Here is a 23,075-nt window from a genome sequence, read left to right as displayed (position 1 = left end):
ATAAATGGCAGAATGTAAGCAGTATTCATCCCGAGGAGATTCCACATGAGCAAAACCACAGTGTCCGCCAACCAAGCCGAGTCCGCCATGGCCAGCCACGCTGACGCCATCGGCCACGGAAACAGCCCGGCTGCCTGGACCTGCGTGATTGTGATGCTGGTCGGCGCCCTCGTTGCCTCCATCGCTTTCGTGATTGCCAGCACGCCCATCTTCATCGGCGGCATCGCAGTCATGGTCATCGGCCTGATTGTTGGTTGGGCCATGCGCAAGGCCGGCTACGGAGTGGGTGGCAGCAAGCTGCAGAACAACGGCCACTAATCGTGACCGTTCTTGACGACATCATCGTCGGCGTCAAGGAGGACATGGAGGCCCGTCGGCGGCTTGTTTCTCCCGTTGAGCTGAAGGACCGCGTAGCGGCAGCCGCCCCGGCACGTGATGCCTGGGCAGCGCTCGGCGGACCCTCAGCCACGCGCGAAGACCTGAAGGTCATCGCGGAGATCAAGCGGCGCAGCCCCTCCAAGGGTGACCTTGCACCGATCGAGGATCCGGCGTCCCTCGCCGCACAGTACGAAGAGGGCGGTGCGTCCGTCATCAGCGTGCTGACGGAGCAGCGCCGCTTCGGCGGATCGCTGGCCGACCTGGATGCCGTGCGCGCCACCGTGGACATCCCCCTGCTCCGCAAGGACTTCACGGTTGACGAGTACCAGATCTGGGAGGCCCGGGCCCACGGCGCCGACCTCATCCTGCTGATCGTCGCCGCGCTGTCCGATGCCCAACTGGCGGACTACAGCGCACTGAGCCGGGAACTTGGCATGAACGTCCTGGTGGAAACCCACACCGAGCAGGAAATTGAACGCGCCGTGGCGGCCAATGCGCGCATCATTGGCGTCAACGTCCGCAACCTGAAAACGCTCGACGTCGACCGCTCCCTTTTCGCCTCGCTCGCCGGTCTTATTCCGGCTGAGGCGGTCATTGTCGCCGAGTCGGGCGTGCGCGGTGCCGATGACGTTTCGCACTACGCCGCGAGCGGTGCCAACGCCATCCTCGTCGGTGAAGCGTTGGTCAGCGATGCCACGCCGCGGGAACGCATCAACGAATTCAAAGCAGCTGGAGCTGCCGCCATCGCTGTCAGGAACTGAGACGCACCTGAAGCAGGGCGTTAGCTACGAGGCAGCCCGGACCATGGTCCGAGGCTGCCTTGTGGCACGTGAATACCCATTGAACTAACTGGAACAGGACGGTGAGACTGATGGTGGACGCGCCAACAGCCAACTCGGAAGAGAATGCGGCCGACGCATTCCTGCAAGGTGGCATTTCGCTGCGCAACGCTGCCGGCCCGTACTTCGGCAAGTACGGCGGCCGCTGGATGCCTGAATCGCTCATCGCTGCCCTGGACGAGGTCCAGGACACGTTCGAGAAAGCCAAGGCCGATCCTGATTTCCTTGCCGAACTGAAGGACCTCAACAAGAACTACTCCGGCCGTCCGTCGCTGTTAACCGAAGCCAAGCGTTTCTCCCAGCATGCCGGTGGCGCGAGGATCTTCCTCAAGCGCGAGGACCTCAACCACACCGGATCGCACAAGATCAACAACGTCCTGGGCCAGGCCCTCCTTGCCAAGCGCATGGGCAAGACCCGCGTCATCGCCGAGACAGGCGCCGGCCAGCACGGCGTTGCCAGCGCGACTGCCGCGGCCCTGCTGGGGTTGGAATGCGTGGTGTACATGGGCGCCGAGGACTGCCGCCGGCAGGCCCTCAACGTGGCCCGGATGCAGCTCCTTGGAGCAACCGTGGTGCCGGTCACCAACGGTTCCCAGACGCTGAAGGACGCCATCAATGACGCCCTGCGTGACTGGGTCGCCAACGTGGACAACACCCACTACCTGCTGGGTACTGCGGCAGGGGCCCACCCGTTCCCCGCGATGGTCCGCTTCTTCCATGAAGTGATTGGCGAGGAAGCCCGCGCCCAGATCCTCGAACAGACCGGCAAACTCCCGGACGCCATCTGCGCCTGCATCGGCGGCGGCTCCAACGCGATCGGCCTGTTCCACAGTTTCCTGGACGACGCTTCCGTGAAAATCTACGGCTTCGAGGCCGGAGGCGAAGGCCTGGAAACGGGACGCCACGCTGCAGCTATTTCGCTGGGACGTCCGGGTGTGCTGCACGGTGCCCGTTCCTACCTCATGCAGGACGAGGACGGCCAGACGGTGGAGTCGCACTCGATCTCCGCCGGACTGGACTACCCGAGTGTCGGTCCCGAACACTCCTACCTTGCCGACATCGGCCGCGTGACCTACGAGCCCATCACGGACACGGAAGCAATGGATGCCTTCAGCCTCCTCTGCCGGACCGAAGGCATTATTCCCGCGATCGAGTCCTCGCACGCCCTCGCCGGGGCCATCAAGGTGGGCCAGCGACTCACGGCAGGCAAGGAGAACCCGGCCGAGGTGACCATCATCGTCAACCTCTCCGGACGCGGCGACAAGGACGTGGAGACCGCTGCGGCATGGTTCAACATGCTCGACGAGGAAGGCCACGTCAAGGGCACCACACTGTCCACCCGCAAGCCCAAGGGGCCCACGGAGCACACCTCCGAAGCTGCCGTGGATGTCAACGAGGACCAGAACTGATGACCGAGCAATTCCAGAGCAAGTCCGCTGCGGCGATCGACCGTGCCAAGTCCGAGGGGCGTGCCGCCCTCATCGGGTACTTGCCGGCCGGCTACCCCACGGTCCAAGCCAGCATCGACGCCGGTATTGCGTTGGCCCGCAACGGCGCTGACCTGATCGAGATCGGCATCCCCTACTCCGATCCCGTCATGGACGGCCCCGTTATCCAGGCAGCCACTACCGAAGCCATCAACAACGGTTTCCGGGTTTCCCACGTGTTTGACGTCGTTGCCGGCATTACGGCGGCAACGGATGCCGCAGTCCTGGTGATGACCTACTGGAACCCCGTAATGCGCATGGGCGTGGACGAGTTCTCCCGCCGCCTGGCAGAAGCCGGGGGAGCAGGCCTCATTACCCCGGACCTCATTCCCGACGAAGCCGCTGAATGGGTCGAAGCCTCGGACAAGTACGGCCTGGACCGCGTGTTCCTGGTGGCCCCGTCCTCCACGCCCGAGCGCTTGGACATGACAGTCAAGGCGAGCCGCGGATTCGTCTACGGCGTTTCCATCATGGGTGTCACGGGTGCCCGCCAGTCGGTCAGCAGCAGCGCCGAGGACGTAGTGGCACGGGCGCACGCGGCGGGAGCCGAGCGTGTCTGCGTGGGCCTGGGTGTTTCCAACCCTGACCACGTCCGCGAGATAGCCGCGTATGCCGATGGCGTGATCGTCGGCACCGCCCTGGTGGCGGCCCTGCGTGATGGCGGCGTGGACGCCGTCGGGCAACTCACCAAGAACCTCAGCGCCGGCCTGGGCCGCGCGGCTGCAGACGCCTAGGAAAAGGAACAGCGACGCACATGCACAACGTCCTCCACGCAGCGGCCATGGTCCCGATGAGCATCCCAAGCCCATCGTGGTCCGGATTCGACATACCGCTCCCGTGGGGGACGTTGCGCATCCACGCCTACGCCTTGTGCATCCTTGCCGGGATCATCGTTGGCCTGTGGCTCACCTCGGTCCGCTGGAAGCGTCGCGGCACTCCGGAGGGCAGCCTGTGGGATATTGCCATCTGGGCAATTCCCCTGGGAATCATCGGGGGCCGGCTCTACCACGTGTTCTCGTCACCGGACGCGTACTTCGGCCCGGGCTTTGACGGCACCGGTGACTTGTCCCTGATCCCGCAAATACAGCGCGGCGGCCTGGGCATCTGGGGTGCGGTGCTCCTGGGCGCCGTAGGAGCCTGGATTGGCTGCCGGCGGGCAGGGGTCAAGCTGACCGCCTTCCTGGACGCGGCAGCTCCGGGACTCCTGCTGGCGCAGGCGATCGGCCGCTGGGGCAACTGGTTCAACCAGGAACTGTTCGGCGCCCCGACGACGCTTCCCTGGGGGCTGCAGATTGATCCGGCCAACGCGAACTTCCCGGCCGGCATGGCTGCCGATACCCTCTTCCACCCCACCTTCCTCTATGAGTTCCTGTGGAACCTCGTTGGCGTCGGCATCCTCTTGGTCCTTGACCGCAGGTTCAATTTCCGGAAGGGACGCCTGTTCTGGCTCTACGCGATGTACTACACCGTTGGCCGCGTATGGATCGAGGCGCTGAGGATAGACGATGCCGAGCAGATCAGCCTCTTCGGTATCACCACCCGGCTTAACGTATGGACCAGTATTTTCGTGTTCCTTGCGGCGCTGGTGATCTTCCTCCTGCTGGGCAGGGGAGGGCGCCCGGTGCCTGACAGCCCCTATCTGCCGGGCAAGGAGCCGTCCCCGGAGGCTGCTTCCGAGGCTTCCTCCCGGTCCTCCGGGGATGCCTCGACGGTGACGAGCGTCACGAGTCATGATGCGGACCGATCTGTCTCAGATAGTGGTTCCCGTGATAATCTCCCAGATAACCAAAGCGATCCGGGCCACGTTGACCAGCCGCAGGAAGCAGCAGGGGATTCCGGCCGAGGCACCCAGGCCACGACGGAATCGGAATCTGCTGGTACTGCCGCGAGGAAGGCCCCCGGATCTTCGCCGGAAGGTGACGTCACCAAGTAGTCGCGTCCGGCAAAAAGGGGCAACAGAGTCACCGCTCGTAGGGCCCAGTCCACAGCGTCGTGGCACCCCGGAATCCGGATCGCAAAACACACCGATGTTCACCGGTCTTGCCGGGGCCAGTGGTCTGCGCAGCTGTTCAGCTGAGTTGACTGGCTGGCCTACAATTTCCATTAACTAGCGCTTTGTTGTGCCCATCACAAGGGCCTGCAAGGTGGGGCCAACGTTGTCCCTTCCATACGCACGATCTCGAGGAAGGACGTCTCCCATGACCCATCTTCATAACCCCGGATGGTCCGAAAAAATCGAACCCCAGGGTGCCATGTCTCCGTTCAAGCGCTTCGCTGCGCTGCCGGAGGCGCAGGGTCTCTACAACCCTGATGCGGAGAAGGACGCCTGCGGCCTGGCTATTATTGCCACGCTCCGCGGGGAACCGGGATACGACATCGTGGAAGCGGCCCTGACCGCCCTCCGCAATCTCGAACACCGCGGCGCTGTTGGCGCTGACGAGGGAACCGGTGACGGCGCGGGCCTGCTCATGCAGATCCCCGACGAGTTCTTCCGTGCAGTGGCTGAATTCGAACTCCCCGCGCCCGGCCAGTACGTCGTCGGTACCGCGTTCCTTCCTGCCGAGTCACGTGAAGCCGCGACGGCGAAGGCCGGCATTGAAGCACTGGCTGCCGATGAGGGCCTCAAAGTCCTCGGTTGGCGCGAAGTGCCTGTGGTCGCAGACCTGGTCGGTGCCATGGCACGCGCATGCATGCCGTACTTCTCCCAGCCTTTCCTGGCCTCTGCTACCGGCGAGCAGCTGGAGCGCAATGAGCTGGACTCCCGTGCCTGGCGGATCCGCAAGCGCGCGCAGAACAAGTTCGGCGTCTACTTCCCGTCGCTCTCCTCGCGGACCATTGTCTACAAGGGCATGCTGACCACGGCGCAGCTCGAGCCGTTCTACCCTGATCTTTCGGACAAGCGCTTCAAGACGAAGCTTGCGATCGTCCACTCGCGCTTCTCCACCAACACGTTCCCGTCGTGGCCCTTGGCGCAGCCGTTCCGCACCATTGCCCACAACGGCGAAATCAACACGGTCAAGGGCAACCGCAACTGGATGCGTGCCCGCCAGTCGCAGCTGGCCAGCCCGCTGTTGGGCGACACCCCTGAAGAGCTATACCCGATCTGCACCCCCGGCGCCTCGGACTCGGCATCCTTCGACGAGGTGGCCGAACTGCTCTGGCTCTCCGGCCGCCCCATTACGCACTCGATCATGATGATGATCCCGGAGGCGTGGGAGAACCACGCAACCATGGATCCGGCACGCCGCGCATTCTACGAATACCACTCCCTGCTGATGGAACCGTGGGACGGTCCTGCCGCAGTGTCCTTCACCGACGGCAACCTCGTCGGCGCCACCCTGGACCGCAACGGCCTGCGTCCTGGCCGCTACTGGATCACCGAAGACGGCCTCGTTGTCTTCGCATCCGAGGTGGGCGTTATTGAAGTCGAGCCCTCCAACGTTGTGAAAAAGGGCCGCGTTGCGCCCGGCAAGATGTTCCTGGTGGACACCGAAGCCGGCCGCATCATCGATGACTCCGAGGTCAAGGCAGAGGTAGCAGCTGCGAACCCGTGGGCCGAGTGGCTTAAGGACAACCTGATCGACATCAACGAGCTCCCTGAACGTGAGCACGTCCTGCACACCGCAGCGTCGGTCAACATCCGCCAGCGGACCTTCGGCTACACCACCGAAGAGCTCAAGATCCTGCTCGGGCCCATGGCCCGCACCGGCGCCGAACCCCTCGGCGCCATGGGATCCGATACCCCGGTTGCTGTGCTGTCCAAGCGCCCCCGCCTGCTGTTCGACTACTTTGTGCAGTCGTTCGCCCAGGTGACCAACCCGCCGCTGGATGCCATCCGCGAGGAACTCGTGACCTCGCTGAAGTGTGCCATCGGCCCGAACGGCAACCTCCTGGACGGCAAGCAGGTCCGCCAGCCGCAGATCTCCCTGCCGTTCCCGGTGATCAACAACGATCAGCTGGCCAAGATCGCGAACATCGAAAACCCCGACGGCGACCGCATCGCCATGAAGGTACGCGGCCTCTACCGCCCCGAAGGCGGAGAAGCTGCGCTGCGTGCCCGGCTGACCGAGATCTGCGAGCAGGTTTCCGGTGCCATCAACCGCGGCGTCCAGTACATCGTGCTCTCCGACCGCGACTCGAACGCCCAGTGGGCCCCCATTCCGTCGCTCCTGCTGGTCAGCGCCGTGCACCACCACCTGCTCCGCAGCGCGAACCGCACCAAGACGGCGCTCGTGGTGGAAGCCGGCGACGTCCGCGAGACCCACCACGTGGCAGTGCTGATCGGTTACGGCGCCTCCGCCGTGAACCCGTACCTTGCCATGGAGTCGGTGGAACAGCTGATCGCCAACGGCGACGTTGTTGGAGTGACGCCCGAAGATGGCGTCTACAACCTCATCAAGGGCCTCGGCAAGGGTGTCCTGAAGATCATGTCCAAGATGGGCATTTCCACGGTGGCTTCCTACACCGGCGCCCAGACCTTTGAGGCACTGGGCCTGTCCCAGGAACTCGTGGACGAATTCTTCTCCGGCACCCACTCCCAACTGGGAGGCGTCGGCCTGGATGTCATCGCCGCGGAAGTTTCCGCACGGCACCAGATGGCCTACCCCGACGGCGGCATCGAACAGCCGCACCGTCCGCTCCTGGGTGGCGGCGAGTACCAGTGGCGCCGCGACGGCGAACCGCACCTCTTCAACCCGGAGACGGTGTTCCGCCTGCAGCACGCCACCCGCGAACGCCGGTACGACATCTTCAAGTCCTACACCAAGGGCGTGGACGACCAGTCCGAGAACCTGATGACGTTGCGCGGCCTGCTGAAGTTCAAGGCCGGCGTCCGTCCTTCGGTTCCGCTCGAGGAAGTGGAGCCCGTCTCCAGCATCGTCAAGCGTTTCTCCACGGGTGCCATGAGCTACGGCTCCATCTCCAAGGAAGCGCACGAGACACTGGCGATCGCCATGAACCGCCTGGGCGCCAAGTCCAACACGGGCGAAGGCGGCGAGGACGTCGAACGCCTGCTTGACCCGGAGCGCCGCTCTGCCATCAAGCAGATTGCCTCCGGCCGTTTTGGCGTGACCAGCCTCTACCTGACCAACGCCGACGACATCCAGATCAAGATGGCGCAAGGTGCGAAGCCCGGTGAAGGCGGCCAGCTGATGGCACAGAAGGTCTACCCGTGGGTGGCCCGGACCAGGCACTCCACGCCCGGGGTCGGACTTATCTCCCCGCCCCCGCACCACGACATCTACTCGATCGAAGACCTCGCGCAGCTCATCTACGATGCCAAGCGCGCCAACCCTTCGGCCCGGGTACATGTAAAGCTTGTTTCGGAAGTCGGGATCGGCACTGTGGCGTCCGGCGTCACCAAGGCGAAGGCCGACGTCGTGCTGGTTTCAGGGCACGACGGCGGTACCGGCGCCTCGCCGCTGAACTCGCTCAAGCATGCGGGTGTGCCGTGGGAACTCGGCCTGGCCGAGACCCAGCAGACCCTGATGCTCAACGGCCTCCGCGACCGTGTTGTGGTCCAGGTGGACGGCCAGCTTAAGACCGGCCGCGACGTCGTGATCGCTGCACTGCTGGGCGGTGAAGAGTTCGGCTTTGCCACCGCTCCGCTGGTGGTTGAAGGCTGCATCATGATGCGCGTCTGCCACCTGGACACCTGTCCCGTGGGTGTTGCCACGCAGAACCCCGAGCTCCGTGCACGGTTCAACGGCAAGCCCGAGTTCGTGGTCAACTTCTTCGAGTTCCTCGCAGAAGAAGTCCGCGAAATCCTGGCAGAGCTCGGCTTCCGCAGCCTCGAAGAGGCGATCGGCCACTCCGAGGTCCTGGATACCCGCGACGCGATCGACCACTGGAAGGCAGACGGACTGGATCTCGATCCGATCCTGCACGGCCTCGAGTTTGACGACGACGTGCCGCTGCGCAACATGGTGGGCCAGAACCACGAGCTGGACAAGCACTTCGACCAGCGGCTGATCACCATGGCACAGGAAGCCCTGAGCGACCGCATGCCCGTGAAGATCACCCTGGATGTCATCAACACGGACCGTTCCGTGGGCACGATGCTGGGCCACGTGGTGACCAAGACGTTCGGTACGGACCTCCTGGCAACCGACACGATCGACGTCACCCTCAACGGCACCGCCGGGCAGTCGCTTGGCGCGTTCCTTCCGGCCGGTATCACCCTGCGCATGTTCGGCGATTCCAATGACTACGTTGGCAAGGGCCTGTCCGGTGGTCGCATCATCGTCCGCCCCGACCGCACCAACGTGTTCCAGGCGGAGCGGAACGTCATTGCCGGCAACGTCATCGGCTACGGTGCCACCAGCGGCGAGATGTTCCTCCGCGGCCAAGTGGGCGAACGGTTCCTGGTCCGCAACTCCGGTGCGACTGCCGTTGTCGAAGGTATTGGCGACCATGGTTGCGAGTACATGACCGGTGGCCAGACGCTGATCATCGGACGCACCGGGCGCAACTTCGGTGCCGGTATGTCCGGAGGCACCGCCTACGTGCTGGACCTGCAGCCTGAGCGTGTCAACAAGGATGCGCTGGACTCCGGCGAGCTCCAGCTCCTGGAGCTGGATGCCGAAGACCGCGACATCGTGCACGGCCTCCTCACCAAGCACCTTGAGGAGACCGAATCCGTCCTGGCCGGCCGTCTGCTCGAAAACTTCGACGACACCGCCGCCCGCATCACCAAGGTACTGCCGCGCGATTACGCTGCAGTCCTGCAAACCCGACTCAACGCCATCGAAGAAGGCCTCGACCCCGACGGCGAAGAAGTATGGTCACGAATCCTGGAGGTAACCGGTGGCTGATCCACGCGGATTTCTGAAAGTCCGGCAGCGCGAAACGCAGCCACGCCGTCCCGTTCCCGTCCGCATCATGGACTGGAAGGAAGTGTACGAAGCCCAGGAAAAGGGCGTCCTGAAGAGCCAGGCCGGCCGTTGCATGGACTGCGGCATTCCCTTCTGCCACCAAGGCTGCCCGCTGGGGAACCTCATTCCCGAGTGGAACGACCTAATGTGGCGGGACAAGGGTGAAGAAGCGATCGAGCGCCTCCACGCCACGAACAACTTCCCCGAGTTCACGGGCCGCCTGTGCCCGGCGCCGTGCGAAGCTTCGTGCGTGCTTGGCATCAACCAGCCGGCTGTCACCATCAAGCAGGTTGAGGTCTCCATCATTGATGAGGCTTTCGACAACGACTGGGTGCACCCGCTTCCGCCCACCCGCCTCACCGGCAAGACGGTCGCCGTCGTTGGTTCCGGCCCGGCGGGCCTGGCAGCTGCCCAACAGCTGACCCGCGTTGGCCACACCGTTGCCGTCTACGAGCGTGACGACAAGATTGGCGGCCTCCTCCGCTACGGCATCCCCGACTTCAAAATGGAGAAGGAACAGGTTGACCGCCGCCTGGAGCAGATGAAGGCCGAGGGCACCCGTTTCCGTACCGGAGTGGCCGTTGGTACGGACGTCACCTGGGAGCAGCTCCGCCGTCGTTATGACGCCGTGGTTGTTGCTACCGGTGCCACCGTTCCCCGCGACCTGCCCATCCCGGGCCGCGACCTTGACGGCGTCCACTTCGCCATGGATTACCTCGTCCCGGCCAACCGCGTGGTGGCGGGGGAGAACCCCGCGAACCACATCGATGCCCGCGGCAAGCACGTGGTGATCCTTGGCGGCGGCGATACCGGCGCCGACTGCATCGGTACCGCGCACCGCCAGCAGGCAGCATCCGTGACGACGCTCGCAATCGGCAAGCAGCCGCCGTCGGAGCGTGCCGCCCACCAGCCGTGGCCGACGTTCCCCACGCTTTTCGAGGTGGCCAGCGCCCACGAAGAAGGCGGCGAACGCACGTACCTGGCGTCCACCGTTGAGTTCGTTGGCGAAAACGGCAAGCTCACGGGCGTGAAGGTTGCCGAGACAGAATTCGTTGACGGCAAGCGTCTCCCCAAGGCCGGAACCGAGCGGGTCATCCCCGCGGACCTCGTGTTCCTCAGCCTTGGTTTCACCGGCCCTGAACCGGCCGGTATCACCGAACAAGTAAGTGCAGAGTTTGACGGTCGTGGCAACGTTGCCCGCGATGGCTACTACATGACGAACACCGAGGGCGTGTTTGTTGCCGGCGATGCCGGGCGTGGCCAGTCTCTGATTGTGTGGGCCATCGCGGAAGGCCGTGCTTGCGCGGCCGCCGTGGATAAGTTCCTCATGGGAAGCACCATCCTGCCGGCGCCGGTCGCCCCCACAGACCGGGCAATCGCGGTCTTATAGCGCCGGAAGGAACTTTCTTTTACTCAATCAGCAGCACACTACTTAGGGTAGGTATATGAGACGCGCGAAAATTGTGGCAACATTCGGCCCGGCTATTTCCAGCTTCGACAACACCCTCGCGGTGCTGGAAGCCGGCGTTGATGTTGCGCGTATGAACATGAGCCACGGCGACTACTCCGTGCACGACAACACCTATGAGAACGTCCGCAAGGCTTCCTCGCAGCTGCGCAAGCCGGTGGCGATCATGGCTGACCTCCAGGGTCCCAAGATCCGCTTGGGCCGCTTCGTGGACGGACCGCATGAGTTGGCTGTTGGTGACACCTTCACCATCACCACCGAGGACGTTCCGGGAACCAAGGACATCTGCTCCACCACGCTGAAGAGCCTCACCGAGGACGTCAACGTGGGCGACGCCCTGCTGATCGACGACGGCAAGGTCGCGCTCCGCGCGATCGAGGTTGACGACGTCAAGGTTGTTGCCACCGTGACCGTGGGCGGCAAGGTGTCCAACAACAAGGGCATCAACCTCCCCGGCGTTGCCGTGAACGTTCCCGCCTTGAGCGAGAAGGATGAGGACGACCTCCGCTGGGCGCTCAAGCGCGGCGTCGACCTGGTTGCCCTCTCCTTCGTGCGTGACGCTGCCGACATCAAGCGCGTCCACGAGATCATGGACGAAGAAGGCCGCCGCGTGCCGGTCATCGCCAAGATCGAAAAGCCGCAGGCCGTGGACCAGCTCCACGAGATCATCGATGCGTTCGACGCGATCATGGTTGCCCGTGGCGACCTTGGCGTTGAGCTTCCGCTCGAAGAGGTGCCGATCGTCCAGAAGCGCGCCATCGAACTGGCCCGCCGTTGGGCCAAGCCGGTCATCGTGGCCACGCAGGTCCTTGAGTCCATGATCGACAACCCGCGTCCGACCCGTGCAGAGGCTTCCGACTGCGCCAACGCAGTGCTCGACGGCGCCGACGCAGTGATGCTCTCCGGTGAGACGTCAGTGGGTCAGTACCCGATCGAAACCGTCAAGACCATGGCCCGGATCATCGAATCCACCGAAGAACACGGCCTGGAACGCGTCCCCCCGCTGGGCACCAAGCCCCGCACCCGCGGCGGCGCCATCACCCGTGCCGCCGTCGAAATCGCCGACCAGCTGGACGCCAAGTACATCTGTACGTTCACGCAGTCCGGTGACTCCGCACGTCGCCTTTCCCGCCTGCGCCCGGTGAAGCCCGTCTTCGCCTTCACGCCCGTGGAGCACGTCTGGAACCAGTTGGCCCTCACTTGGGGTATCCGCCCCGTGCTGGTCTCCATGGTTGGCCACACCGACGAGATGACCGCCCAGGTGGACAAGAGTCTGCTGGACATGAAGCTCGTGGACGAAGGGGACCTGGTGGTCATCGCTGCCGGTTCGCCTCCCGGACAGGCCGGCTCCACCAACTCGCTCAAGGTCCACAAGGTGGGCGATCTCGCAGACACCTCCAAGGTCTCCGGTTCGCGCAAGGAACCTGTTGGACCGTGGCCTGAAGACGAGACCAAGAACAAGGCCTAGTCTTCGTAGTGGCTTGGCAGGACCCCGCCTTTTTGGAGGCGGGGTCCTGTTTTTTGTTTAGGCACGACGGCGGGTGGGGGCTGTGTTGCTTTGGCGGTGGGAGCTGACGTTGCCGCTTTGGCGGCGGGTGGTGACGTTGCCGCTTTGGCGGCGGCCGCCGTCGTGCCTGTTTTTGGGGACGCAAAAGGCGGCCTCCCGGTGGGGAAGCCGCCTTTCTTGCTGTTAGTTGACCTGGTTGATGATGGTCTCGGCAACCTCGCGCATGCTGAGGCGGCGGTCCATGGAGGTCTTCTGGATCCAGCGGAAAGCCTCGGGCTCGGTAAGGCCCATCTTGGTGGTCAGGAGGCTCTTGGCGCGCTCCACAAGCTTGCGGGTGGCGAACTGCTCCTGGAGGTCCGAGACCTCGTTCTCGAGGGCCTTGATTTCCTCGTGGCGGGAAAGGGCGATCTCGATCGCGGGAACCAGGTCCGCCGGCGTGAACGGTTTCACGACGTACGCCATGGCGCCGGCATCGCGGGCGCGCTCCACCAGTTCCTTCTGGCTGAAAGCCGTCAGGAGGACCACGGGTGCGATGCGGGCTTTGACGATCTTTTCAGCCGCGGAGATGCCATCCATCACCGGCATCTTGACGTCCATGAGGACGAGATCCGGCTTCAGTTCCTCGGCCAGTTGCACGGCCTTCTCACCGTTGTCCGCCTCACCGACGACGTCGTAACCCTCGCCCTTCAAAATCTCGATAATGTCCAGTCGGATGAGGGTCTCATCCTCGGCAACGACGACGCGTCTTGCCGGCTGGGCTGCGGGTGCGGACTCCGTCTGTTCGGTCACGGGATCTCCTTGCAAAGGTTCGGCGGGTTCATGTCCATCTTAGTGCGGGCGCATCCGGGGCAGGTTTTGTTGCACGCGGCGCGTCCGGTTCTTTGAAACAGCCTATCTGCATGTAGAGTAGTTTCGCGTGCTGGGAACGGATCGCGTTGCTCACAGAAATGTAGCCGCTTTCAACCCGGTATCTCCGCGCCCGAGTGGCGGAATTGGCAGACGCGCCGCACTCAAAATGCGGTATCGAAAGGTGTGTGGGTTCGAGTCCCACCTCGGGCACGATGTGACCCCTCTTCGGAGGGGTCTTTTGCTTTTCAGCGTGTACGAATGTGGACACGTCCTTCTGATTGGGGATCCGCTGACTCAGGCCTGGCCGCAGCGATCGGTCTGGGGTCGTCTGATGTCCGTTTCTGGTGTTCCGCGGCCCTGTTGACCGCTCAAAAAACCTGATGGTGGGCTGTAGTCAGTTCGAGATGACTTATAGGTGGCTATGTCGGGTCTTTCCCGTGAAAGCGTGCTCTTCCTAGGCCATGGCGTCGACGCCCTGATCTGCAACGTAGGCACGGGGCTCCTAGGCGACGCCCTCGTGCCCGGTCTGGGAGTTTGAGTCTCTCCTGGAGCCTTTCCCTCTTGGACCGACAGTTCGCACACCGGCAGCGGCGTCGGCCCGCCGCAGTTCCGCAGTAAGAACATTTCAACTGAACCAAAAGACAGTCCGTGACGACGCGCTTGCTCAGCACGGCGTCCCCATTACGGCGGCAGATACTCGACAACAAGAGTGCGGCTATGTAACGGGGGACGGCTCGCTACCGGAGGCAGTGGCGCAAGTACACCTGGAAAGCTCCGGAGCTTTCCCACTCAGCAGCCGTCATCACCTTTTTGACCTTGCCCACGTAGCCGGAGGCGGTGTCGAGGAGCTCACTTGAGAGGCCGGTAAGGTCCACTACTTCGTTGACTGCATCCAACTGGTAGTTGGCCGTCGTTATGGCTCTCTGAAACTCTTCCCACACAGTCTTGTGTGTCGGGGGTTGGAAGGGGGCAGGGGAGGGGATCCCTGGCAGTGGGTTAGGTGAGGTCTTCGAAGTCTTCGACATTCCATCGGCGTACAGCGAGCAAGTAGTGCTTTTCAGTAGCCGCCGTGCTGTGGCATCCAAGTGCTGCCTAAACGCTTGCGAGGGCGTTCTCATCAGGGAAGCTGATACAAGTTCGACCGCGTCCTTGCTGATGAAACCCATGACCTCATCTGAGACGCCCAACATTGCAGCAACCTGTCTTAGCGCCGCTGCGCGCTGCGCGGCGGCATCAACGGTTGCCTTCTCGGAAGCACTCAGCGAGGTTCCTTCCGGGATGTCTTTCAGCATGTCATCAATCTTCGTGGACAGGCTTTTGAACTCCGAAGGGTCCGCCGCCCTGGTCAAGAGGCTTCCGGCTTCATCTGCGCTGCTCTTCAGATTCGCCAGGGCCTGAACAGGTTTGCCGCACGATGTCAGGACCAACAGCAGAGCGGCGAACAACACCGACAGGAGATACTGTCGTCGTCCTTGCTGCCGCATACTGGCCACCTTCAGCCGCTGGATCCTGGACTCCTGTATACGCCGGGTGGGCAGCGGCGTCCAGAGGGCGTGGCGCCATTGGAAGTCAGCTACAGACGCCTTAACCCAGCCTTGCGTCAAGCTGTGTTCTGGTCGCTGCAAGCAGAGTATGCACGTTGCCCCCTCATCTCAGTCAGCTGGATAGGTGCTGCTGTCACGTATATTTGTTCATCTTTGAGGGTCTCCGGACGGTGACGGGCCGATGATTCATTCCTCGGATTCGGGCTTAAGCGTGGTGGCCGCGTCGAGGGCGTCGTCCACCACGATGAGGTAGTTGTCCCTGCCTGCGGACAGAGGAATGGAGTGCTCGCCGTACTTGTTGTAGGCGAGGTCGACGGCGTCTTTGGCGTTGGTGATGTTGAGCCGGCGGAGGAGACGGGCGATGTCCAGGATGTCCTTGTCCCGTTCGGCAGCGATCTTCATGGCCAGAAGTGTTTGCGGGTCTGCGGCGTGGACGGTAAGCCCGTCGAGGTGTTCGAGTTCGACCCATCCGGCGTTCTCCGGGAGGAAAGCCGCAGCATTGGAGTTGAGCCAGTCCGGTGCGAGGTCGTAATCCGCGGCCATGTCCGTGACGACGGCGCCGACAACAGTCTTATCGGTGTAGCTGGCGTCGATGTCGGCGGTGGGGCGGTTACCGATTCCTTGCAGGATGAGCGCCGCGCCGCCGACGAGTTTGATGTCGCCGTGGATGCCGCGCTTTTGCAGGCGGCGGCCGAGTTCTTGGAGGAGTGCGTGGATTTGAGCGGCGGTGAGTTCTCCGCCGCTCATGCGGTGCCCAGACTGCGCTCGCGAATAAAGACGTTCATGGCGGCGATTTCTTCCGGTGTTTCGGACATGGTGAGTTGCTTCATGGGTTCGCGGACGTGCCGGTAGGACTCGGCTGGCATCCAGGCTTCCTTGAGTGGTTTGATCCGTCGGGTCCAGGACGGTGCAGGTTGGCCGAGCCGGTGTGCCGTGTAGGTGGTGATGCCTGCGAGGGCGGCTGACCACTTCGGGTCCTTGAGGCGCGGGCTGCGCTGGAGCAACGGCCTGCCGGCCTTGAGTGACGCTGTGGTGTAATCCGCGAGCATCTTTATGGCGAACTCGAAGTCATGCCTTGCGATCAATTCGTTGAAGGTTTGTGTGTAGTCGCGGCGTGCGGGGTCGTGGTCGCTTCCGCGGGGGATGGGGTCGGTGGCTTCCAGTGACAGGCCAAGCGCTGCCAGGACGGCGAGTGTCTTGCCGAGTTCGGCGCGTTCATGACCGGCTTCGAGATCTATAAGGAACTTTCGTGACACCCCTGCCTTGTCGGCCAGGGCGTGTTGGGAGAGCCCGCATTCCTGGCGGCGGGTACGGATGATCGCTCCGGCCGAGGCCGGTGAGTTGATGCTGGTTCTAGACGTCATGTTGTCCTCCCTTCCGATCATTGTGTCACCGAATGGTGACAAGTGCATTCCTGGAGGCGCGACCGGCTTCTCGATCCGGCCAAGCATGCAGTGTGTGGCCGATGGCGTGATTAAAAGGGAGGACACATTTCTGGATAGCAGGGAGAGGTGTTCAGCCTTCAAGCTTGGAATGCTCGCCCAGACGGTGCCATGAACGGTTGTGGTAGACCAGAGCATCGCCGGGTTCGCCCACGTGGACGTCACGCATTACCCGGGACTCCAGGGCGTGAACGGCGATGATCGTGGAGGTCCCTACCTCCATGCGATCGATGACGGCGCAGCGCACCCAGGCGCGGACGTCGTCATACACCGCTTCGCCGGTTGCAAGGGCCGACCAGCGGTGCGTCTGGTCAAAGCGGTCGGCGCCGGGGGTCGCGCCAAACTTCGCCAAGTCGACGTCGTGCGCGTCCAGCAGGTGCACGACGACGGTCTCGGCGCGCGAGAGCACATCCGACGCGGAGGACAGTGCCGAGACGGAGAAAATCAGCAATGGAGGTTCCGCACTGACCGACACGACCGACGACACCGTCAGTGCCACCGGTCCTTCGCCGGCATCGGCCGTGATGACGGCGACACCTCCGGGGTGGCCACGGAACAATGCTTTGAAGTCGTCGGCCGAGAGGGAAGACGGGAAGCTTTGCGTCGGAGCCCCGAACCAAGTGTCTGCGGGATAGGCGTGGAACATCGTTATGACACCCGGGGGGCGGAGCGGGCGAGTTCCTCGCGAATGATTTTGGTCCCTGCGCTGAGAGCACTCAGCTTGGCCAGTGCGACGTCACGGGGGAACGGTGCCATGCCGCAGTTGGAGCTGGGGATGAGCTTGTCCGCATCGACGAACTTAAGTGCCTTGCGGAGGGTATCGGCGACCTCCTCCGGGGTCTCGATGGTCTCGCTTGCGACGTCGATTGCCCCAAGCATGACGTTCTTGCCGCGGAGGAGCTCGATGAGGTCCATGGGCACGTGGGAGTTCTGGCATTCCAGCGAAATGATGTCGATGCTGGAGCTCTGCAACAGCGGGAACGATTCCTCGTACTGCCGCCACTGTGAGCCGAGCGTCGCCTTCCAGTCAGTATTGGCCTTGATCCCGTAGCCGTAGCAGATGTGCACGGCGGTCTCCGCGCGCAGACCTTCTGCCGCTCTTTCAAGCGCAGCCACGCCCCAGTCCTTGACCTCATCGAGGAAGACATTGAACGCGGGCTCGTCGAACTGGATGATGTCCACGCCGGCCGCCTCCAGCTCTTTCGCCTCCTGGTTCAGGATCGTGGCAAACTCCCAGGCGAGCTTCTCGCGGCTCTTGTAGTGGTCATCGTAGAGCGTGTCCACCATCGTCATGGGACCGGGAAGTGTCCACTTAATCGGCTGGTCCGTGGCTGCGCGGAGGAACTTTGCGTCGTCGACGAATACCGGCTTCTCGCGGCGCACCGGTCCGACGACGGTCGGCACGCTGGCGTCGTAGCGATCCCGGATGCGCACGGTCTTGCGCTGTTCAAAGTCGACCCCGCTGAGATGCTCGATGAAGGTTGTGACGAAGTGCTGGCGGGTCTGCTCGCCGTCGCTGACGATGTCGATGCCGCGTCGGCTCTGCTCGTGGAGCGCGATCCGCAGCGCATCCTGCTTGCCCTCGAGCAGCGCTTCTCCCTCCAGCTTCCACGGGGACCAAAGAGTCTCCGGCTGTGCGAGCCAGGATGGTTTCGGCAGGCTTCCGACAACGGTGGTGGGCAAAAGTGTGTTCATGATCGACGATTCTCCGTAGGTCAGTTGACGAGGGCGGGATAGTTGGCGGTCCACTGGTCCAACAGATCCTTGTGGGGGGTGATGAAGTGCTCCTCCGTGTACTTCGCCTGAGTGACCGCGAGCTGGCTGCGCTCGACGCGGTTGTAGGCGATCTGGGTCCGCGAGAAGTCCTGCTCGCCCAGGCTCGGCTGGTAGACGTGGGCGGCGGCCGAGTTCGCGTTGTAGATCTCCGGGCGGTAGATCTTCTGGAACGTCTCCATGGTGCTGATCGTGCCGATGAGCTGCAGGTTGGAGTAGTCGTTGAGCAGGTCGCCGCGGAAGTAGAAGGCGAGCGGCGCAACGCTGCCGCGGGGCATGAAGTAGCGGACCTGCAGTCCCATTTTTGCGAAGTACGCGTCCGTCAGCGAGAACTCGTCTTGCTGGTACTCGACGCCGAGGACCGGGTGACGGTTTCCGGTCCGCCGGTACGTCTTGCTCGTGGAGACGCTGATGCAGACCACTGGCGGCTGCGGGAAGCGTTCCTGGCCTTCGGGGGAATCGAGGAAGTGCTGGAACAGTTTGCCGTGAAGATCGCCGAAGTCTTCGGGAACGGTGGGCTTGCCTGAGTCGCCTGCTGCCGCGGGCAGCACGACGCTGAAGTCGAAGTCACGGACGTAGGAGGAGAAATTGTTTCCCACGATGCCTTGGTGACGAACCCCGTTCAGCAGGTCGAGGATCTGGATGTCGAGGACTTCGAACAGCGGGAACTGCTGATCCGTTCCGTCCCCGGTGAGCTGTATCTGCACGGAGACGATCTCAAGCTCCAGGGCGTAGCGGTCCCGGTCCGGGTTGTCCCAGTCTGCGAGGTCGTTGAAGCGGCGTCGCATCATGGTCAGGGCATTGCGAAGGTTCTCCTGGCGGTGCTCGCCACGTGCCAGGTTGGCGAAGTTCGTGGTGATCCGCGAGCCTTCCGAGGGCGAGTAGTCCTCGTCGAAGCGGGTGGTCGTGATGCTGAAGGAGAAGTCGTCTGCCATGCGCTGCCAATCCGTGGGTGATGGGCCGGGACGGCCTTTTCGAAAGGGGATGCATCCATGGTGCCGACTTTCAAGGGGTATCAAGTAACTCATGGATACTATACATTCATATAGACTTTTCCTATGGCCCAGATTTCGAGCGGATTGACCCTGCAGCAGCTCCGCTACTTCATTGAAGTTGCCGCTGAGGGGTCGATCTCCGCAGCTGCCGATCTTCTCTACGTAGCGCAGCCGACAATGTCCGCAGCAATGAAGGAGCTTGAGGCCCGGGTGGGCCGTGCGCTCCTGCTTCGCTCCGCGCGCGGGGTCACCCTTACCGCCGACGGGGTAGAGTTCCTCGGTTACGCCAGACAGGTGGTCGAGCAGTTCTCCCTCCTCGAGCAGCGCTACCTTGGCAGGCCACCAACACGGCGACTGCTCGGAGTTTCAACGCAGCACTACTCGTTCGCGGTGGATGCCTTCGTCCGGATGGTCAAGGCCACTGAGGTGGCCGAGTACGAGTTCTCGCTCCGTGAGTCCCGCACCTGGGACATCATTGAGGATGTCCGGACGCTCCGCAGCGAGGTAGGCATCCTCTACCGGAACGATTTCAACGGGAAGGTCATTGACAAGCTGCTCCGGGAATCCGGGCTCGCGTTCACACCGCTTTTTCTCGCCGATCCGCACATTTTCATTTCACGAAAGCACCCGCTCGCCTCGAAGGAGCGTGTAGCTCTCGCCGATCTCGCCGGCCTGCCGCGGCTAACCTTCGATCAAGGTGCGAACAACTCTTTTTACTTCGCCGAGGAGATCCTCTCCACGCTGTCCAGCAAGCAGGAGATCCGGGTTTCCGACCGTGCCACGATCTTCAACCTCATGATCGGGCTCCACGGTTACACGATCTCGACAGGCATCATCAGCGGGGAGCTCGACCCGGAGATCGTAGCCATCCCGCTCGACGTTGACGAACGCATCGAGATCGGGTGGATCGGCCACGCCTCGATTCCGCTCACCGACCAAGCACAGCGCTACCTCAAGGAATTGCGCGCCGTGGTTGCTGAGTTCGGCGTAGCGTTGCTCGACTGACTGCAATACAGCGGACGACGTAAAAATGTCACTTGATGGTCTAGATATATGGAAAGCTAACTAAGCGAGGGAATGCGCGAGGCCTAAGGTGACCTACATCACATTATTTCGGCCGTGAGGATTCGTCTGGCAAGCACGTCTTATTCATGACGGCGCACAAGAAGCGCCGCAATCAACGGACAGGAGCATCGCCATGACGATCGAGACGCACACCCCCGCAGACGTACCGGCCAAGAACAAGCAGAACGCCTCTGCAGCCGTGGCGGATGCACCCACCCGGGACAAGGGCAAGGACGGCCGCGGCGCAACCACCGTCGCCGATGGAGTAGTAGCCAAGATTGCCGGCATCGCCATCCAGGAGATTCCAGGAGTCCATGCCCTGGGCGGCGGTGCGGCACGCGCCATCGGTAACCTGCGGGAGAAGGTTGGCCAGAAGGACCTCACCCAGGGGGTCAACGTTGAGGTAGGCCAGACCCAGGTAGCCGTTGACGTGACCCTGGTTGTCGAATACCCGCACCCGCTCCAGGAAGTAGCGGACAACGCCCGCGACGCCGTGTACACCGCCATCGAGGACCTGGTGGGCATGGAAGTAACCGAGGTCAACGTGACCATCACGGACATCCACGTTCCGTCCGAGGACTCCGACTCCGAAGACTCCGACCGCGAACCGAGGGTCGCATGAGCCCCACGATTGCGGGCCTTGCCATAGGGGCGGTTCTAGCGCTGGCGGGTCTTGCCTTCGGGTTCCGGGGCCTGCTGCTGACGGCACTTCTCATGGGTGTCGGGGCGGTGCTGGGCCGTTCCGCCGAGGGAAAGCTTGACCTTCGCGGGGTGCTTGATGCCCTGCGGGGCAAGCGCTCCTCCTCATGAGCAGCGCCGCCGCCGCAAACCGTGGCTCGCTCGATGCTCACCGGATCGGACATAACCGGCTGACCTACACCGCGATCCGGAAAACCGTGGAGTCGGTCACGGCCCAGGCGTTTCATGTAGACGCGGGCGACGTGTCAGCCACGGTGGAGGACGACGCAGGAAAGCTCGGCGTCAGCGTCTCCGTCAAGCTGACCCTCCCGCCGCTGCTGAAGCCCGTCCCGCTGCTGAAACCCCAGCCCGGCGGGGAACCGCAGCCCGCCACCGCGACCGTTTTCGAACAAGCCCGGGCTGCCCGGAAGGAAATCGTGGCCCGTGGCACGGCAATCACTGGCCTGGACATAGGCCGGGTGGACATCCGCCTCACCGGAGGAAAGTCCGGACAGCCCAAGGAAAGGAGGGTCGAATGAGCAAAGACGTCACTATCCGCCGCCTGGTCCGGCGTGAAAATCACTCTTCGAGGGCGGTCCCGTCCATTGTGGTTGCCTCCCTCCTGATGGTCGCTTCGCTGTGGTTGGCCTTGGAATCCGTGCTGTGGCTGCTCAAAGACCAGCCCCTGCTGGCCAGCCCCGCAGAGATGTTCCGCTGGTTGATCGAGCTTCCGGCCAACACCACACCTACAGCCCTGGTGGCGTCCGGTGCCGGGTTGGGAATCCTGGCGCTGGTGCTGTTCGGACTGGCCTTTGGAAGGGCCCGCAGGCAACGCCTGACCCTGGGGAGCCAACGCGCTGCCGTCGTGGTGGACCACGAGGTGATTGCGGCAGCGGTGTCCCGCAAGGTCCGCCGCCCCGCGGGCCTCGCTCCGGGCCAGGTGACCACCACCGTCGGTGGACGGTCCGTCCGCGTCCAGGTGCGTCCGACGTCGGGCGAACCGCTGGTGCCGGCAGGCATCCAGGCGACGGTCGACGGCGAACTGGCCGCCTACGCGCTGGATCGTCCAGTGCGGTCCAGCGTCAACATTTTGAACGAAGGAGCGGTAGGGCAATGAGAAACACGAACAGGGCCCTCAACCGCATTCTGCTCAGCGTTCCGGCGGTGGTCCTGCTGGCAGCCGGAGCCGCATTGATCGCGGCCGGCACCCTGCCTGGGGCTGCAGAGTCCTGGACAACCACAGCGGCTTCAGCACGGGACGCCGTGCGCGAGCTGGCGGGCACTGCGCCCCTGCCTGACCCCGTCCGGAGCTGGTGGTTGGTGTTGGCGGTCGCCGTCCTGCTGGCAGGCGCCATCCTGGGCGCAGCCTGGATCGCTTCCCAGGGCGGCGGCAAAACACCACGCCTCGCCGAGGACTCGGAAGGCATTGCGGGCCGAACCGTGGTGGATGCCGGGCTGGTCTCAGCCGCCGTCAAGGAAGCCCTGCGTGGCAACCCCGATGTGCTCGCCACCTCTGTTTCCGCGTGGGAATCCCGGCGCGGCACTGCCTTGCGGCTCCGTCTGGAAGCGCGCAAAGGGGCATGCCCCAGGGAGCTTGCCGACACGGCGGCCCGGGTGCTCCAGCAACTTGATGCCTGGCTGGGCCATCCGGTGCCCGCCCTGGTCCGAATCACCAGCGGTCCCAGGACCCAGGTGTCCGGATCGCGCGAAGCCCGGTAAGCAGTGCCCGGTAAGTAGAGCCCGATAAGAGGCATCGCAACGTACTCCACACAGGAAAACACCAACAGAAAAGGGAACACCATGGGAATCAACGACAAGATCAACAACGCCGCCACCGAGCACCTTGGTGCGGCCAAGGAAGGTGCCGGCAAGCTCACCGGCGACTCCGCACTGGAGCGCGAGGGCCAGCACGACCAGGCCCAGGCCAAGCTCCAGCAGGCCGGCGAAAAGGTCAAAGATGCCGCAGCTGACATCGGCGGGAACATCCGGGACGCTGCCCGCAAGCTCAAGGAAGGCTTCACGGAGAAGTAGGCCGGCAGCAGGGACGGTTCCGCCGCACGGCGGGACCGTCCCTGTCCTTCCGGAGATCAAGCGCCGGACTCACAACACTGGAAAGGCAGGAACGTGACTGGTTCACCTGTGGCCTCTGCCGCAGCTCAGCAACACCTGGACCTCGTA

At 63.4% G+C, this 23,075-nt stretch carries 22 protein-coding genes and 1 tRNA gene; 16 read left to right on the top strand and 7 right to left on the bottom strand.

What is annotated here, in order from left to right; all coding sequences use genetic code 11:
- Positions 1 to 45 precede the first annotated feature (45 nt).
- The 8 genes from HMI59_RS12760 (at position 46) to pyk (ending at position 12,512) form a co-directional block, all read left to right on the top strand.
- A complete protein-coding gene (locus HMI59_RS12760; RefSeq protein ID WP_021473057.1) occupies positions 46 to 318 on the top strand; it encodes an HGxxPAAW family protein in 273 nt (90 codons plus the stop codon).
- Between the two features lie 2 nt (positions 319 to 320).
- Complete coding sequence (gene trpC / locus HMI59_RS12755) at positions 321 to 1,139, top strand: indole-3-glycerol phosphate synthase TrpC (RefSeq protein ID WP_193591533.1); 819 nt, start codon at positions 321 to 323, stop codon at positions 1,137 to 1,139.
- Between the two features lie 110 nt (positions 1,140 to 1,249).
- Positions 1,250 to 2,626: a tryptophan synthase subunit beta gene (gene trpB, locus HMI59_RS12750; RefSeq protein WP_021473055.1), complete on the top strand. Its 1,377-nt coding sequence runs from the start codon at positions 1,250 to 1,252 to the stop codon at positions 2,624 to 2,626.
- Positions 2,626 to 3,438: a tryptophan synthase subunit alpha gene (trpA, locus tag HMI59_RS12745; protein ID WP_193591532.1), complete on the top strand. Its 813-nt coding sequence runs from the start codon at positions 2,626 to 2,628 to the stop codon at positions 3,436 to 3,438. The genes trpB and trpA overlap by 1 nt, the downstream gene beginning before the upstream one ends.
- 20 nt (positions 3,439 to 3,458) lie before the next feature.
- Complete coding sequence (gene lgt / locus HMI59_RS12740; protein WP_193591531.1) at positions 3,459 to 4,637, top strand: prolipoprotein diacylglyceryl transferase; 1,179 nt, start codon at positions 3,459 to 3,461, stop codon at positions 4,635 to 4,637.
- A 265-nt stretch (positions 4,638 to 4,902) separates the two neighbouring features.
- Positions 4,903 to 9,516, top strand: a complete 4,614-nt coding sequence (gene gltB / locus HMI59_RS12735) for a glutamate synthase large subunit (protein WP_062096237.1) — start codon at positions 4,903 to 4,905, stop codon at positions 9,514 to 9,516.
- Positions 9,509 to 10,966, top strand: coding sequence for a glutamate synthase subunit beta (locus tag HMI59_RS12730; RefSeq protein ID WP_062096239.1), 1,458 nt, complete (start codon positions 9,509 to 9,511; stop codon positions 10,964 to 10,966). Before gltB ends, HMI59_RS12730 begins: the two co-directional genes overlap by 8 nt.
- Before the next feature lie 55 nt (positions 10,967 to 11,021).
- Positions 11,022 to 12,512: a pyruvate kinase gene (gene pyk / locus HMI59_RS12725; RefSeq protein WP_031216728.1), complete on the top strand. Its 1,491-nt coding sequence runs from the start codon at positions 11,022 to 11,024 to the stop codon at positions 12,510 to 12,512.
- 222 nt (positions 12,513 to 12,734) lie between these two features.
- Here pyk and HMI59_RS12720 read toward each other — a convergent pair whose 3' ends face one another.
- Positions 12,735 to 13,340 carry an ANTAR domain-containing response regulator gene (locus HMI59_RS12720; RefSeq protein ID WP_021473049.1) on the bottom strand — a complete coding sequence of 202 codons (606 nt, stop codon included), beginning with the start codon at positions 13,338 to 13,340 and terminating at the stop codon, positions 12,735 to 12,737.
- Between the two features lie 188 nt (positions 13,341 to 13,528).
- On the opposite strand from HMI59_RS12720, the gene HMI59_RS12715 reads away from it, so the two are divergent.
- Positions 13,529 to 13,610 (top strand) — tRNA-Leu (locus tag HMI59_RS12715).
- 527 nt (positions 13,611 to 14,137) lie between these two features.
- On the opposite strand, the gene HMI59_RS12710 is transcribed toward HMI59_RS12715, so the two are convergent.
- From HMI59_RS12710 to HMI59_RS12685, 6 genes are all read right to left on the bottom strand, one after another.
- Positions 14,138 to 14,692 (bottom strand): hypothetical protein, encoded by a 555-nt coding sequence (locus tag HMI59_RS12710; protein WP_193591530.1) that lies wholly within the window; start codon positions 14,690 to 14,692, stop codon positions 14,138 to 14,140.
- Between the two features lie 438 nt (positions 14,693 to 15,130).
- On the bottom strand, positions 15,131 to 15,691 hold the full coding sequence (locus HMI59_RS12705) for a DUF6036 family nucleotidyltransferase (protein WP_193591529.1): 561 nt from the start codon (positions 15,689 to 15,691) through the stop codon (positions 15,131 to 15,133).
- Positions 15,688 to 16,308 carry a helix-turn-helix transcriptional regulator gene (locus HMI59_RS12700; RefSeq protein WP_193591528.1) on the bottom strand — a complete coding sequence of 207 codons (621 nt, stop codon included), beginning with the start codon at positions 16,306 to 16,308 and terminating at the stop codon, positions 15,688 to 15,690. Before HMI59_RS12700 ends, HMI59_RS12705 begins: the two co-directional genes overlap by 4 nt.
- Positions 16,309 to 16,459: 151 nt before the next feature.
- The gene (locus HMI59_RS12695; RefSeq protein WP_193591527.1) at positions 16,460 to 17,032 is read right to left on the bottom strand and encodes a flavin reductase family protein; all 573 of its coding nucleotides are present in this window, start codon (positions 17,030 to 17,032) and stop codon (positions 16,460 to 16,462) included.
- 2 nt (positions 17,033 to 17,034) lie between these two features.
- Positions 17,035 to 18,081, bottom strand: coding sequence for a methionine synthase (locus HMI59_RS12690; protein WP_193591526.1), 1,047 nt, complete (start codon positions 18,079 to 18,081; stop codon positions 17,035 to 17,037).
- A gap of 20 nt (positions 18,082 to 18,101) precedes the next feature.
- Positions 18,102 to 19,094, bottom strand: a complete 993-nt coding sequence (locus tag HMI59_RS12685; protein WP_193591525.1) for a DUF1852 domain-containing protein — start codon at positions 19,092 to 19,094, stop codon at positions 18,102 to 18,104.
- 123 nt (positions 19,095 to 19,217) lie between these two features.
- Here HMI59_RS12685 and HMI59_RS12680 point away from each other — a divergent pair, with 123 nt between their 5' ends.
- The 7 genes from HMI59_RS12680 (at position 19,218) to HMI59_RS12650 (ending at position 22,928) form a co-directional block, all read left to right on the top strand.
- Entirely contained in the window at positions 19,218 to 20,159 is a 942-nt protein-coding gene (locus HMI59_RS12680; RefSeq protein WP_193591524.1) for a LysR family transcriptional regulator, read from the top strand.
- Positions 20,160 to 20,352: 193 nt separating this feature from the next.
- The gene (locus tag HMI59_RS12675; RefSeq protein ID WP_193591523.1) at positions 20,353 to 20,841 is read left to right on the top strand and encodes an Asp23/Gls24 family envelope stress response protein; all 489 of its coding nucleotides are present in this window, start codon (positions 20,353 to 20,355) and stop codon (positions 20,839 to 20,841) included.
- Positions 20,838 to 21,029, top strand: a complete 192-nt coding sequence (locus tag HMI59_RS12670) for a hypothetical protein (RefSeq protein WP_193591522.1) — start codon at positions 20,838 to 20,840, stop codon at positions 21,027 to 21,029. The genes HMI59_RS12675 and HMI59_RS12670 overlap by 4 nt, the downstream gene beginning before the upstream one ends.
- The gene (locus tag HMI59_RS12665; RefSeq protein ID WP_193591521.1) at positions 21,026 to 21,436 is read left to right on the top strand and encodes a hypothetical protein; all 411 of its coding nucleotides are present in this window, start codon (positions 21,026 to 21,028) and stop codon (positions 21,434 to 21,436) included. Before HMI59_RS12670 ends, HMI59_RS12665 begins: the two co-directional genes overlap by 4 nt.
- Positions 21,433 to 22,014, top strand: a complete 582-nt coding sequence (locus tag HMI59_RS12660; protein ID WP_193591520.1) for a hypothetical protein — start codon at positions 21,433 to 21,435, stop codon at positions 22,012 to 22,014. The genes HMI59_RS12665 and HMI59_RS12660 overlap by 4 nt, the downstream gene beginning before the upstream one ends.
- A complete protein-coding gene (locus tag HMI59_RS12655) occupies positions 22,011 to 22,616 on the top strand; it encodes a hypothetical protein (protein WP_193591519.1) in 606 nt (201 codons plus the stop codon). The genes HMI59_RS12660 and HMI59_RS12655 overlap by 4 nt, the downstream gene beginning before the upstream one ends.
- Before the next feature lie 81 nt (positions 22,617 to 22,697).
- Complete coding sequence (locus HMI59_RS12650; RefSeq protein ID WP_166186351.1) at positions 22,698 to 22,928, top strand: CsbD family protein; 231 nt, start codon at positions 22,698 to 22,700, stop codon at positions 22,926 to 22,928.
- Positions 22,929 to 23,075 lie beyond the last annotated feature (147 nt).

Origin of the sequence: Paenarthrobacter sp. YJN-5 (assembly GCF_015040095.1) — a bacterium.
In the GTDB taxonomy this organism is placed as follows: domain Bacteria; phylum Actinomycetota; class Actinomycetes; order Actinomycetales; family Micrococcaceae; genus Arthrobacter; species Arthrobacter ureafaciens.
The sequence above is the reverse complement of the archived record's forward strand: the minus strand, read 5'-3'. Positions and strand labels throughout refer to the sequence as shown.

Bases quoted from the DNA above. Each gene is read 5' to 3' on its own strand.
- HMI59_RS12760 (WP_021473057.1), top strand. From the start codon at position 46: ATGAGCAAAACCACAGTGTCCGCCAACCAAGCCGAGTCCGCCATGGCC.
- trpB (WP_021473055.1), top strand. From the start codon at position 1,250: ATGGTGGACGCGCCAACAGCCAACTCGGAAGAGAATGCGGCCGACGCA.
- trpA (WP_193591532.1), top strand. From the start codon at position 2,626: ATGACCGAGCAATTCCAGAGCAAGTCCGCTGCGGCGATCGACCGTGCC.
- lgt (WP_193591531.1), top strand. From the start codon at position 3,459: ATGCACAACGTCCTCCACGCAGCGGCCATGGTCCCGATGAGCATCCCA.
- gltB (WP_062096237.1), top strand. From the start codon at position 4,903: ATGACCCATCTTCATAACCCCGGATGGTCCGAAAAAATCGAACCCCAG.
- pyk (WP_031216728.1), top strand. From the start codon at position 11,022: ATGAGACGCGCGAAAATTGTGGCAACATTCGGCCCGGCTATTTCCAGC.
- HMI59_RS12710 (WP_193591530.1), bottom strand. From the start codon at position 14,692: ATGCTGAAAGACATCCCGGAAGGAACCTCGCTGAGTGCTTCCGAGAAG.
- HMI59_RS12705 (WP_193591529.1), bottom strand. From the start codon at position 15,691: ATGAGCGGCGGAGAACTCACCGCCGCTCAAATCCACGCACTCCTCCAA.
- HMI59_RS12700 (WP_193591528.1), bottom strand. From the start codon at position 16,308: ATGACGTCTAGAACCAGCATCAACTCACCGGCCTCGGCCGGAGCGATC.
- HMI59_RS12695 (WP_193591527.1), bottom strand. From the start codon at position 17,032: ATGTTCCACGCCTATCCCGCAGACACTTGGTTCGGGGCTCCGACGCAA.
- HMI59_RS12690 (WP_193591526.1), bottom strand. From the start codon at position 18,081: ATGAACACACTTTTGCCCACCACCGTTGTCGGAAGCCTGCCGAAACCA.
- HMI59_RS12685 (WP_193591525.1), bottom strand. From the start codon at position 19,094: ATGGCAGACGACTTCTCCTTCAGCATCACGACCACCCGCTTCGACGAG.
- HMI59_RS12680 (WP_193591524.1), top strand. From the start codon at position 19,218: ATGGCCCAGATTTCGAGCGGATTGACCCTGCAGCAGCTCCGCTACTTC.
- HMI59_RS12675 (WP_193591523.1), top strand. From the start codon at position 20,353: ATGACGATCGAGACGCACACCCCCGCAGACGTACCGGCCAAGAACAAG.
- HMI59_RS12670 (WP_193591522.1), top strand. From the start codon at position 20,838: ATGAGCCCCACGATTGCGGGCCTTGCCATAGGGGCGGTTCTAGCGCTG.
- HMI59_RS12665 (WP_193591521.1), top strand. From the start codon at position 21,026: ATGAGCAGCGCCGCCGCCGCAAACCGTGGCTCGCTCGATGCTCACCGG.
- HMI59_RS12660 (WP_193591520.1), top strand. From the start codon at position 21,433: ATGAGCAAAGACGTCACTATCCGCCGCCTGGTCCGGCGTGAAAATCAC.
- HMI59_RS12655 (WP_193591519.1), top strand. From the start codon at position 22,011: ATGAGAAACACGAACAGGGCCCTCAACCGCATTCTGCTCAGCGTTCCG.
- HMI59_RS12650 (WP_166186351.1), top strand. From the start codon at position 22,698: ATGGGAATCAACGACAAGATCAACAACGCCGCCACCGAGCACCTTGGT.